This window comes from Dyadobacter sp. (genome assembly GCF_039919315.1).
GTDB lineage: Bacteria > Bacteroidota > Bacteroidia > Cytophagales > Spirosomataceae > Dyadobacter.
Window position 1 is genome coordinate 22,903 of record NZ_JBDSFX010000039.1, and the last position, 11,931, is coordinate 34,833.

Genomic DNA, 11,931 nt, shown 5'->3' on the forward strand with positions numbered 1-11,931 from the left:
TCTGGAAACCGGAGGGGTTAGATTCCCTGCCATCTTTCAGTACTTTTGCCAAAAAAATTGTACCCGCTCCATTGGATATCAACGATCAGCTAATACATATACGCCAAAGTCTGGCCGGAATAGCTCCTGAAATATTTCTGGTGTTTCTTTTTTGCTTCTTCCTTCTGGCTGAATTGCTGCTGTTGAGACGGTTTGATAAGGAAAAAGTTTCAGCTTATTTACAAAACATTGCGCTTACTGGCGGCCTGATCACACTTTTACTGATCATAGGTCAATGGAATTCCGAACCAGCGTTCCGTTTTCAGCCGTTGCTATTCCTCGACAGGCAGGCCGTATTTTTCAAGATCCTGATTACCGTTTCATGGATTTTTACACTGATCCACATTCGAATTCTTAAATATGATTTTCCTCCTGAATACAATGCATTGCTCATTGCGGCAGTGGCGGGGATGAATCTGTTGAGTATGTCCACACATTTATTGTCAATATACCTTTCTCTCGAACTCATATCAATCAGTTCTTATTTACTGGTAGCATTGTCGCCGTACAAAAAAGCAGCGGAAGGCGCGATCAAGTATTTGCTGTTTGGCGCAGCCAGTTCGGCGGTGATGCTATACGGAATATCGCTGATCTACGGGCTTACCGGCACCATGGATATCACCAGTGAAGCGCTCACAATCGGGTTGAGCAATAATCCCGATCTGGTAGTAACGGTTACCATTGTACTTACGCTTGCCGGTTTGCTTTTTAAGCTTTCGCTCGTGCCTTTTCACGTATGGACGCCTGATGTGTACGAGGCAGCGCCCACGCCTCTGGTTTCGTTTTTATCGGTTGCGCCGAAGGCGGCAGTGATATTGGTACTAATGCGGCTGGCTGGGATTTTGCCCGCTCAATATTTCCCGGTACTCGGCGGAATTGCATTGATCAGTATGACGATTGGTAATGTGGCCGCGTTATGGCAAACCAATGCGCGTCGGCTATTGGCATACTCCTCGATCGCACAGGCTGGTTATTTGTTAGTGGGTATAGCGGCTTACAGTCGTTTCGGATTCGAATCGGCGGTATTTTACACGGCAGCATATCTGGTGATCAATCTGTCTGCATTCTTCATGATTGATTTATTGCAACCAAAAATAGAAACCCAACTGGCTCACTATGAAGGACTGGGACGCAGAAATATCTGGATTTCGGTGGCTGTCACCGTGGTAATGGTCGCATTGGCAGGGTTACCTCCCACCGCAGGATTTACTTCCAAACTGCTCGTTTTTTCTGCACTTTGGGAGAGCTACCACCAGCAACAATTCCCCTGGATGCTATGGCTGTTTATTGGCGGGATCTTGAATGCAGCTATTTCGCTGGCCTACTACATGCGGCTGCCTTATCTGCTTTTCTTCAAAAGTACAAATACCAAATCCATTAAGACCAATAACGGGATCCCCGGCAAAGTCATCGCCGGTTTGCTGATTGCTACCTTACTGCTGCTATTTTTTAATCCACAGTGGCTAACGAAATGGATTTCGGCGTTTTAGGCTTTAATGTACCTCAACTTTCTTTGAGTTTTTAAGCAGCTCCTCTGGAATCGGGTGCTTTTTTAGAAAATCCTTGGCTCTTTGCTTTTTCCTTTGTCAAAATGGGTCGTTTGATCAATCAGGCTCGTTCCAATCTCTTATGGACAACTTTGCCAGTCTTGGTACGGTTCATCTTGGGGATCGGATCGACGAAGCGAATAACCTTTGGAAAGTAAGTCTGCGTTTCTTGGATCAGATTCTGGAAAATTTTTCTCTTTCGAATAGAAATGATAACGTTCCTATGACTTCTCTACATGGGTCAGTAAGTCATTCTCTATTGTAAAATCCGGTAAGATCAACTCAATAAATGGCAAGAAACGCCTCTGCCGCACAACTTGAATAGGCGGGCAATAAAAAAAGCCTACAAATGTTTGATTTGTAGGCTTTTACTAATTTTGACTTACTTAGTGGCGGTCTGGACGGGACTCGAACCCGCGACCCCATGCGTGACAGGCATGTATTCTAACCAACTGAACTACCAAACCATTTGAATTTGTTTCACAGCGCTTTCCTGTAAAACGTCTGCAAAACTACGATTTTTCTCGGTTGGAGCAATAAATGAAGCGGTAATTTTGCAGGATATTTTTTTAATAAGTGGGAGATGAGCCGGAATATTCTGAAAATGAAACAGTTGAACAGGAGCCTTTGCTGATTCGAAAATCCCTCAGCAAGTTGATATCTGCAGAGAAAGGCCGTGAAAAAAACTTTCACGGCCCCTGTATGTATAGTGGTAGACTAGCTACTATGGAACAAGGATTTTTTTTGTTTGAACTCCCTGGTCGGATCCCAGCGAGAGAATATAAAGCCCTGTCGGAATAGTGCTGTTAGGCTTCAATGTATAAGTGTTTCCTGACTGGTTCAACTTGAAATGTATCTGTTTGCCACTCAGATCATATAAGCGGGCAGTTTCGATCCGCTCATTTTTCAGAACAAACTTAATCTCACGATTGACTACAGGGTTTCCTAATAATTCAAATGCGACGCTGTTGCTATTGTTGGCAACCGAAATAATGCGGGAATGCTCGGAACTTCCATTCAGGTCGACCATTTTCAAGCGATAATAGTTGTTGCCTTTCAATGGGGATTTGTCCAGGAAATTATAACGTTGCGTGACATTGGTAGTGCCTTGCGACTGAATCCGCCCCAATGCGATAAACTCGGACAAATCAGCACTGCGTTCAACATCAAAATAGCTGCTACCTTCCTCCTCTGTCGTAATCCAGGAGAGTGTCACCGCGTCTTCGAGTAAGTCGCCGCTAAATTTCGCAAGCTTCACAGGGAGTGTAGTAATACAATTATTTTTTAACTCAGCGACGATCGCATTAGGGAGGCTTATCCCGGTCACTACAACCCAAATGGATCTTTTATCCTCCAAAAGTCCGTAGGTGTAAGGCTCCCCTTTACTATTAACCGGCAATGATGAAGAGAGGTTAGTAGGAGGGCTGGTGTAGATAAGCTGATCATTGGAAGTAAAAGCGGCATTCCCTCCGGTCAGAACACCGTCGTCGAGATAAAGTTTATACTCGATCTGAAATGCAATCGGGTTGGTGGTAGTAATGTCAAGGTCGTATGTCCTCGGGCCATCCGGATCATTGCAATTGATAACGCCGGAGGCAAGCGGGTCATTGATAGACAAATTAAACCCTTCCGCGAAGCAATGTACTGGTGGGTTTTTGCTTTGTGCTTGTGTTGACCAAACGTCTCCTTTTAATATCGGTAATGTCTCGCAGGCGCCCGGGACTTCAAATTGAATGTTGTCTATGGTGATTCGGGAAATGTCGCTTCCAAGGTCTTCCTCAGTGATGGTTAAACCCGTAGACAAAGGGATAACGTTACTCGGATCAGCACTGTACGTAGAAAGTAAAGAAACCACTCCGTCGGTGCTGATAGCAATCGTTGCCAGGACTGCTCCCAGGTCCGTCGCTGACGGTGCTTTTTTGTAATCAATATCAGGATAGCTGCCTGGTGTCCATAAATGTACGTACGTATACTTGTTGCCATTATTTCTATCGATTGTAAATGAGAGGTTTAGGTTGACGGTGCAATTTCCTCCGATGGGCGAAACGTAATTTAGTTCTACTGCTGGTTCCGTAAGTGAACATTGGGCGCTTACAGAAAAACTCGCGACGACAGCAATCAGTAATGCATAGAAGAGTTGATAAATAGTTTTCATAAAAAGAGGACGTTTAGTAGAGTAAAGATGCTATATGAATATATCATCAATTTCTTGAAATAATTAAAATTTGTCCTCTGTTTAACTAAAAACTTGAAAGGTTGTACACGTTATTTTTTTTAGATAAAACTACTTTTATTTTGTAAGAAACTAATACGGATGATATGTAGAAATACAAGTATATACAATCGTAGATATACATTTAACTGGTTGATTGTAAGTATTATTATGTTGAAGTTAACAAATAATATAGTATCTAATAGTGACAAATAAGCTGCATTGAAAACAAATTTCTTTATGCTCGGTTAATGCTAAGAGCTTGAATAAATAAACTTTAAAAAGTTATATTTTTATGGAGATGGCTAAACTGGTAGAGTACAATTTTTCATGATAACCAACTATCAGGCATGAGCTTCACGCTAGTTTATTGATTGCTATATGAATGTGGTCTTCTTTTATAGCGGTTTGGAGTCGTTGATGATCCTTGAAATTAAAAACTGCACCGTCATCCCGTACCGAATTGATTTTAGAAAAATCGAGCTCCTGGATAAGCCAGCCGTCTTCTTGCGGGATTTTTGTCGAGATGATGCCCTGCTCGGGTAGGTCTTTATCAGGAGTGGAGTAGAATGCCGCCTGACCATAGTTAATATCGACTGCGGGGGACCACTCGGCATTTCCGACAGTTTGTGATACGACCGTATATGCTTGATTTTCCAAGGCACGGGCACGGGCGCCTACGTGTACGCGGGTTGCGCCCTGGATCGTCTCTGTACAGCTCGGTGCCAAAATGAGCAATGCACCTGCCGAGCAAAGTAGTTGTGAACCTATTGCAAATTCGACGTCGTAGCATATCTGGATGCCAAATTTTCCCCAGGCTGCTTCGAATACTGTGAGCGTTTTGGGAGCGCTTTCGATTCCCCAATGTTCATTCTCAAAGCGAGTTGTGAAAAACTTGTCTTGATAACCAGCCAGTCCCGCAGCGGAAAAGACATACGCGCGGTTCAGGTTTTTGCCCGAATCGATGACAGGAATACTCGGAGCGATAATGATGACATCGTATTTCTTAGCCAATTTTTCGAACACCTGGCAAAAATCGGCGTTTATCGCATTCAGTTCTTTAATCTGTCGCCGGATATCGTTTCGGATCTCTTCGGAGAAAATACTGACCAGCTCCATTGCCCCATATTCTGGAAAAAGAAGCAGACCAGCGCCCTGTGAGGCTGCGTCAGCTACCCAGGATTCGATATGGTTTTGCCAGCCGTTGAAGTCTGAATGTTCGGTGATCGGGTACTGGGCAGAGGCTATGGTTACGCGCATGAATCATGGTTCGTTAAATGGATTTGGTCCAGAAGATCATGTTTTTGGAAGTTGGTTCGACTTCACCAATGTCCGGCCATTCCATTATGGTTTGCAATGTTGGGTCCTTTTTGTAACCGCGTTTGAGCCAGAATGCATCATTAGGACGGTAACCGGCAGGTTTTAGACAATGGTTGTCTCCACGATCAACAGAGCAGAAGCAGCACGATGTATAGTGTCCCAGGTTTCGCGCATGATTTTCGCGTTCGTCAAAAAAACGATGGCCTAAGCCAAGTCCTCTGTACTCGGGAAGTAAAATGCTTTCTCCAAAATAGAAGACCGAATCGACCTGCAAGCTGGCCTCTACAAACGGTTTTTGGACTTCCGCAGTTTCGTCCTTCAACGGGATGCATGTAGTCGCACCAACCATTTTTGCCCCATCATAAACAGCAAACAAAAAGGCCTGTTCAGCCTGAATGTAGGTTTTCAGATAGTTTTTTTCATATTCCAATGTTCCTTCGTACAAGTAAGGATAGTCATGAAAGACCGCTATCCTTAGCTGCGACAGATCATCTACCACGGATCCAATTTCGGGGCCTTTCTTTTGGATATAGGTAAGCTGGTCAGTCATTTTTGGGTGTGGAAACCAGTTCTATCCAAAGTGGCAGGTTGTAATAAGTAGTTACCCGGCTGATTTTTCCTTCTTTCAATTCCAGAAATGCTGCCGCCGGAAGCACATAAGATTGTCCATAAGCCTCAGGAAGTCCTTCTTCGGCTTTTTTATAAATCCCGTTAACCACAAATTCCACGGCAACCCGGGAGTCTGTCGGTTCGGAGAAGAAAACCATGTCGGTCAATGTTTCTTCGTACGATTCGTCCATTATAGCCAGAAACTTAGTAAACTGTTCGATACCGATCCGCACATCGCCCTGGTTTGCCTCGTGCCTGATTTCGGTATGCAGGAGTGCAAGCATTCCTTCCCAATTTCTTTGGTTAAAACTCTGATAATATTGTTTTACGGTTTCCAGTGCAGACATTTTATAAGCAGGTTAATTTCAATTTGGTTGTTTTAATCAATACAAATCTAAGGTTCCGCGACATAAATCCATTTATCGGTTGCCCTCCATTTTATCAGGTAGCTTCTTCCGTTGTAATTGAAATGCTCGCCTTCGTAATTTTCAGCAATGATCAGATCAGGTTGAAATGCCGGATCTTCCAGTATTTTGGACGGGTTTTTAACCGCAACATGTCCGAAGGTTCGGCCCGGTTTTCTTAGCGAGAATTGATAGGCATAGTCATAGCTGGCCTCCTTGATATCTAATCCTATCTTTTTAGGATCTACGGAATTGACAAAATTTTTCAGTTTTTCGGTTTCATCCCAATTATCCCCCCACATTATTTTTTCGGGACTCGCGAATAAAATGCTCTCCTGTTTCAGGTTCTGCATATTATTGGCGTCAATCTGGATGTTTAAATGCAACCGGGAATTGATGGGTGGAAAGACTTTCTCAAAAAACCATTTGGTGGAGAGTAATGGATGCGTCACGCTTAGCAATGCAAAAGGCAATGCGCTAAGCCAGAGTAGCACTGTGAATATTTTTGAAAAAAAGATTGAAAAAACAGAACTGTAAACCAGCCCGATCACTGGGGAAGCCAACAAAAAAAACGGAATGTGCAAACGCGAACCGTAGATTTGATAGCCGATAAAAAAACAGAAGATCAAAAAACTCGCAAACGCCAAACCTGTGTACCATTTTCCTCTGGCCGTAAGCCTTGCAAAAAACAGGAGCGGAATGGAAAAAAGTATCAACCACATTCCGAAAAAGTTATGCGCGAAATCCTCATTAAAATTCAGTTTGTTCATTTTGAAATCCATCCCGGTCTCGGGCGCATCGATCGGCACACCGATCGCATGGTGTAACCCTTTGAGTGCGTTTTCCATCCTGATATTGTAGCTGTTACCGGGGGAAACAAAACCGAGATGGAGGAAAATATGCTTGGAAGCAGAGGATAAATAGTAAGCCGGGTTTAGGATTTTGGTCTTATTTCCGTTACTCATGTTGCCGATAGGAGACTCAAACACCTGGTAAGTACGGTACCAGAAAGGCGCATTGAGCAGTAATACCACCACAATGGTACCCGTAATAAGCGCCGCGAGTGGTTTCCGAAGTGAGGGTTTCGCAACCATTGAAATGAAGAGGTAGCCGCCAAAAGGAAGCGCGTAAAAAACGAATGTTCCTTTGGTCATCATGCCCAATGCAGCGCTCAATACGATCAGGACAAGTGTACTCTGGTGCTGCTCCTTCACATAGTCAAACACGTAGTATGCAGTGCCAACGATGAAGAATGACACGACCAGGTCATTTTGCGTCGTCATGGATTCGAGGATGACGATCGGGAGCGTTGCGGCAAAGCAAAGTGCAATGCGCATGGCTTGTTTCGACCCCGAAAGAATTTCTATTAAAAGGGAAATGTATGCCAGAATTCCGATCAGGCAGGACCATTGCAGTAGCTGAAAAGCATGCTCATTGCCTAATAACAAAAATGTATGAAGATGGACGTATTCGGAGAAAGGGCTGAATGAAATGGACCGCTCGATATGCGTGGCATAATGTTCAATATTGCCATTCTGGATCCAGTAACCAAGTCTGCTCAAATGGTAACTCAGCGAATCGAGGTTGTTGGGCGTGGCAACTATTGCAACAACCAGGGTAATGGAGGACAGCGAAGCAAGTATGAACACGGTCAGGCCACCCAGATTTTGTAAAAATATGCGGGCTGACGATATCCAGCAGCTATTTACCTGCCTGATTGTGAGGCCACTTTTGATGCAGCGTTTACGACAAAGAAGAAAAAGGATGATATCCAAAATGGCCCAGCTTGCCGAAACGACGACGCTATTGATCAGGTTTACGGTACTGAGCAGCTCAGTAATAACAGCTATAAAAAAGAAAACGGCGATCCCAGCAGTTAGAAAGGAGCGACGGAACGACTGGGTTGAATCTTTGTAAAAAGCCAGGTAGCAGTAAACGGCGCAAAGCCATAATGCTATTGGAATAAGCAGTATCATGTGGTGGAGTATTTGTTTGCTACCGACTTGACAGAATCAATCAGCATTTCAATAGTAGTGAATTTTGAAGCGAATTCTCCATTTAAAAATTTCCACACGGGCGTTCCATTGTCAGTACTAACGATAATTTGGTACTCGAAATCCTCTTGATGATTGCTTCGGAAACCTTCCCGTTGCAATGCCCTGTTGGTCCAGAAAACCATCTTTGGATCACCAGAAAGCCCGATATTAACCGAACCTGGGTCGTGGTGGATCGTGAAAGTACCAGTTGCATTATCAAAAAAGAAACCGGTTTTGGCAAATGCGGATTCGAATGCACCATTCAGTACCAGATCTTCCGGTACTCCCGTCACCAGTTTGCCATCGGGCTGCATCAGCCAGAGATTATCCGCGGCCTGTAATGCTAAATCCAGTTCATGGGTACTGAGCAGAATCGCTTTGTTTGTTTTCCTGGCCAGTGTGTGCAGCAAGCGCATCATTTCGACACGGTTTGGCAAGTCCAGATGGGCCGTCGGTTCATCCAGTAAAATCAGTTCGGTATCCTGCGCCAATGCACGCGCGAGCATGATCTTCTGCCTTTCACCGTCACTCAGCTGATGCATACGTTGAGTGAGCAACGGTACCACATCCGCCGATTGAATGGCCCGATGTATTTTTTCATGATCTGATTCACTCAGTTTTCCCAACCAGCCGGTGTAAGGAGTTCGTCCAAGTTCGATCACTTCTTTGGCTGTGAGATTACCGGCTTCGACCCTCTCGGTCAGTACAAGACTTAGTTTTTGGGCCAAATCTGCCGCTTTTAATGTCGAAAGCAAATGATGGTCAATGATCACCTCACCTTTCAAAGCAGGCTGCAAACCGGCCAACGTGCGCATGAGTGTAGATTTTCCGGTACCATTAGAGCCAAGAAGGCATACCAGCTGTCCGGGCCATAATTGCAGGTTCAAATTTTCCGCAATCATCCTGGCCGATTTTTTGGAGGCATAACCAATCGTCAGGTTCCGGGTTTCAAGAAGAGGGAAAGTGCCACTCATGAGAAAGACGAACGAAGGTTATTGCGACTAATAATGATCCAGATCACGACGGGCGCGCCCAGTAGTGAGGTCACTACATTGATAGGAATAACGGTTTGTGTGCCTGGTAGCTGAGCTATAATGTCGCATAATAACATCAAAACGGTTCCCATCAGGCAGGTGCCCGGGATAAGTATCCGGTGATTGGCAGTGCCTAACAAAGATCGCGTGATATGTGGAATGGCGATACCAATAAAGCCAATGGGCCCGCAGAAAGCGGTAATGCTTCCGGTAAGCAGACTGGTACTGGCCATAATAATTAGCCGCGTCCTACCTATGGACAGGCCCATGCTCCTTGCATAATTTTCACCCAGCAATAATGCATTCAAAGATTTGGACGAAATGTAAGCCAGCAGCAACCCAAAAGATACGACTCCGCTCAATGCATACAAGTGATACTGCGTCACGCCGCCCAATGAGCCGAACGTCCACATAATGTATTCCTGCAATTGCTCAGGCTGGCTGAAATACTGCCAGATACTAATGATCGACAGTGTGATCGTTCCGATCATCACCCCTACAATGAGCAGAATTACGTTGTCCCTGATCCTTCCGGCGATTAATAATATCAAGGACAAAACCAGGGCCGAGCCCAGTGAAGCCATCGCAATGATGAGCCAGCTGCCTGAAATGCCCAATTGGCTGATTGCATAAATACTCGCGCTGCTCCCTCCCGCCAACATCACCGCTGCCACCCCGAGACCAGCTCCGGCGGTAATGCCGAGTTCAGAAGGACCGGCCAGGGGATTTCGGAACAATGTCTGCATTTGTAAGCCACTGACCGACAGTCCACAGCCGACCAAAACGGCGGTTAAGGCTTTGGGGATACGTATTTTTTGAATGATGAACAGCCAGGCCTGATTGTCAGATTTTTGAAGAAAAATAATTTTGAAAACCTCCCGAAATGGAATTTCAACAGATCCCAGCATGATATCGAGTACAAAAAAAATGAGCGCCAGTACTGCAAGGAAAATCATAAGTACGCTGCGGTTTTTCTCTGCCCCGGATAATGTCGGTAGTTCCAATGTCCTCTTTTCTGATAGCGCCATCATTTCAGCTGTTTGTAATAAACCAGTTCGTGACCGGGCAGAAGTTCTGGATGCACGATTTTAATCAGATCGGACAAGACGATATGCGGATTTACATTCCCCGACTCGAAGAAATCGTTGGAATCCTGTTCGTTGACCCGATTATTATAACTGAATATTTTTCCGGTTTTATATGCATTGAAATCAGCGTAGCGCGAGTCCTGAGCCAGAATGTCCTTTCGTGTATCGTTTTTCCCAAAACCTACATTGACCCAATAATCGGCCTTCAATGCAACCGGGTACACCGACTCGAAGTTGAGAGGGAGGCTGCCGGACGATTTATTGTTGCTCCAATGATAATCAGCGCCCGCGTCCCTGAAAAATTGGGCCATATAGCCATCGCCGCTTGGCAAAAACCACGCGTCTTTGGTATTCAGGCCGGAAATGATCGAGGGTTTCGTCTTGGTACCCGCTGCCAGTTTACGCAGTCGCTCGTATTCTGATTCAATTTTGTCAAATTTCTTATTGACCAGTTTTTCTTTGTTGAGCAATGCCGCCAGCAGTTTAACCCATTCTGCCCGGGCCAACGGTGTTTTTTCTATCCATTCCGAATTGATGAGTACCGGGATTTCTGCTTGTTTTAATGTCTGGTAATGGTCGGTTTTACTTCCCGGACTGCCGATGGTCATGACCAAATCAGGATGCATTTCTACCAGTTTCTCTTCATTCAAACCCTGATCGCGGCCTATTTCAGCCACTTTCCCAGCCTTGATCATGGCAATGACTTTGCGCGAATAAACGTATTGTAGACTACCTAGCCCAGTCAGTACATCTTCCGACCCGAGAAATTCAAGCAATCCCACATGCATCGAAGACATCGCTGCCAGGCTGCGTACCGGAATGTAAATCAGCTGGGCATTGGCATATCCCTGTGGCCGGGGTGTATCTTTTTCCAGTAAAACGTATTGCAAAGTGTCAGCCGTTTTTTCAAAAGAGTTGATGATGTTGAGTATTTTATAATCGGGAAAGTATTCAATGGTAAAACCCTTCGCATGCTTTACCTCGATTTTGTCGGTATATGTACTATTTCCGTTGTTTGACTCTTTGGTTTTTTCGGACGATTTTTCGGAATTACAACCGAGAATAATGAGTATTAGAAAAGGAATTAAGAAGAACTTTTTTATCATCAGAAAATGGTATGGAACGTTGGGTAAGGGATCAAACTATTAACGCGGAGATTAAATGTAAGTGAGCATCTGTGTTACATTCGCCAATCCGGTCTGAATTATTTCAACTGATTGGGTTCCATGATAATAACCCACGATGTGCAATTCGTCATAAACATTGACCAGCAGCCTGAGTAGTTTTTTGTCGTGTTTCCGAAGCCGGTTCGTGTAATCCTCGATACTTTTCGGCTTGGTGAAGTGAATGCCTTCTTTTTGTTTCAAATACTCGTCCAAGATTAATAGCGCTGCGGAGTAGGCAGTTCCTGCGGCCATTTTAACGTATTTGATGTCAGCGTATAAACCGTCTTTTTTGCCTGCTTTTTCGGTGAGAATCTGGCGGGCGTTTTCGAGGTATCGTGCTGCTTCGTCGGCGGGAGATAGTAAATTTTCGATGCTTTTCTTTGACATAGTAGTGTGATAAAATTGGTTTGTATGGAGACGGAGGTTTGCTAATAAAGTAATTTCAAATTTAAGACAAATTTCCGGAAGCCATTCAT

At 44.6% G+C, this 11,931-nt stretch carries 10 protein-coding genes and 1 tRNA gene; 1 reads left to right on the plus strand and 10 read right to left on the minus strand.

Annotated features, from left to right (window positions below; all coding sequences use genetic code 11):
* Positions 1-71 precede the first annotated feature (71 nt).
* Positions 72-1,529, plus strand: coding sequence for an NADH-quinone oxidoreductase subunit N (locus ABIO93_RS10945; protein ID WP_348067450.1), 1,458 nt, complete (start codon positions 72-74; stop codon positions 1,527-1,529).
* Between the two features lie 447 nt (positions 1,530-1,976).
* On the opposite strand, the gene ABIO93_RS10950 is transcribed toward ABIO93_RS10945, so the two are convergent.
* The 10 genes from ABIO93_RS10950 to ABIO93_RS10995 all read right to left on the minus strand — a co-directional run bounded on the left by ABIO93_RS10950 (position 1,977) and on the right by ABIO93_RS10995 (position 11,842).
* A tRNA-Asp gene (locus ABIO93_RS10950) sits at positions 1,977-2,053 on the minus strand.
* 257 nt (positions 2,054-2,310) lie between these two features.
* Positions 2,311-3,741, minus strand: a complete 1,431-nt coding sequence (locus ABIO93_RS10955) for a T9SS type A sorting domain-containing protein (protein ID WP_348067452.1) — start codon at positions 3,739-3,741, stop codon at positions 2,311-2,313.
* Between the two features lie 414 nt (positions 3,742-4,155).
* A complete protein-coding gene (locus tag ABIO93_RS10960; RefSeq protein WP_348067454.1) occupies positions 4,156-5,058 on the minus strand; it encodes a carbon-nitrogen hydrolase family protein in 903 nt (300 codons plus the stop codon).
* A 13-nt stretch (positions 5,059-5,071) separates the two neighbouring features.
* Positions 5,072-5,668, minus strand: coding sequence for a GNAT family N-acetyltransferase (locus ABIO93_RS10965; protein WP_348067456.1), 597 nt, complete (start codon positions 5,666-5,668; stop codon positions 5,072-5,074).
* On the minus strand, positions 5,661-6,074 hold the full coding sequence (locus ABIO93_RS10970) for a nuclear transport factor 2 family protein (protein ID WP_348067457.1): 414 nt from the start codon (positions 6,072-6,074) through the stop codon (positions 5,661-5,663). Before ABIO93_RS10970 ends, ABIO93_RS10965 begins: the two co-directional genes overlap by 8 nt.
* Positions 6,075-6,121: 47 nt before the next feature.
* On the minus strand, positions 6,122-8,107 hold the full coding sequence (locus tag ABIO93_RS10975) for a glycosyltransferase family 39 protein (protein WP_348067459.1): 1,986 nt from the start codon (positions 8,105-8,107) through the stop codon (positions 6,122-6,124).
* A complete protein-coding gene (locus ABIO93_RS10980) occupies positions 8,104-9,141 on the minus strand; it encodes an ABC transporter ATP-binding protein (protein WP_348067460.1) in 1,038 nt (345 codons plus the stop codon). Before ABIO93_RS10980 ends, ABIO93_RS10975 begins: the two co-directional genes overlap by 4 nt.
* On the minus strand, positions 9,138-10,232 hold the full coding sequence (locus ABIO93_RS10985) for an iron ABC transporter permease (RefSeq protein WP_348067462.1): 1,095 nt from the start codon (positions 10,230-10,232) through the stop codon (positions 9,138-9,140). Before ABIO93_RS10985 ends, ABIO93_RS10980 begins: the two co-directional genes overlap by 4 nt.
* Positions 10,229-11,395, minus strand: a complete 1,167-nt coding sequence (locus ABIO93_RS10990) for an ABC transporter substrate-binding protein (protein WP_348067464.1) — start codon at positions 11,393-11,395, stop codon at positions 10,229-10,231. The genes ABIO93_RS10985 and ABIO93_RS10990 overlap by 4 nt, the downstream gene beginning before the upstream one ends.
* Before the next feature lie 51 nt (positions 11,396-11,446).
* Entirely contained in the window at positions 11,447-11,842 is a 396-nt protein-coding gene (locus tag ABIO93_RS10995) for a DUF5618 family protein (protein WP_348067466.1), read from the minus strand.
* Positions 11,843-11,931: the final 89 nt, after the last annotated feature.

Coding starts and splice junctions, on each gene's coding strand:
- ABIO93_RS10970 (WP_348067457.1), bottom strand. CDS start 6,074: ATGTCTGCACTGGAAACCGTAAAACAATATTATCAGAGTTTTAACCAA.
- ABIO93_RS10965 (WP_348067456.1), bottom strand. CDS start 5,668: ATGACTGACCAGCTTACCTATATCCAAAAGAAAGGCCCCGAAATTGGA.
- ABIO93_RS10985 (WP_348067462.1), bottom strand. CDS start 10,232: ATGATGGCGCTATCAGAAAAGAGGACATTGGAACTACCGACATTATCC.
- ABIO93_RS10955 (WP_348067452.1), bottom strand. CDS start 3,741: ATGAAAACTATTTATCAACTCTTCTATGCATTACTGATTGCTGTCGTC.
- ABIO93_RS10980 (WP_348067460.1), bottom strand. CDS start 9,141: ATGAGTGGCACTTTCCCTCTTCTTGAAACCCGGAACCTGACGATTGGT.
- ABIO93_RS10975 (WP_348067459.1), bottom strand. CDS start 8,107: ATGATACTGCTTATTCCAATAGCATTATGGCTTTGCGCCGTTTACTGC.
- ABIO93_RS10995 (WP_348067466.1), bottom strand. CDS start 11,842: ATGTCAAAGAAAAGCATCGAAAATTTACTATCTCCCGCCGACGAAGCA.
- ABIO93_RS10960 (WP_348067454.1), bottom strand. CDS start 5,058: ATGCGCGTAACCATAGCCTCTGCCCAGTACCCGATCACCGAACATTCA.
- ABIO93_RS10990 (WP_348067464.1), bottom strand. CDS start 11,395: ATGATAAAAAAGTTCTTCTTAATTCCTTTTCTAATACTCATTATTCTC.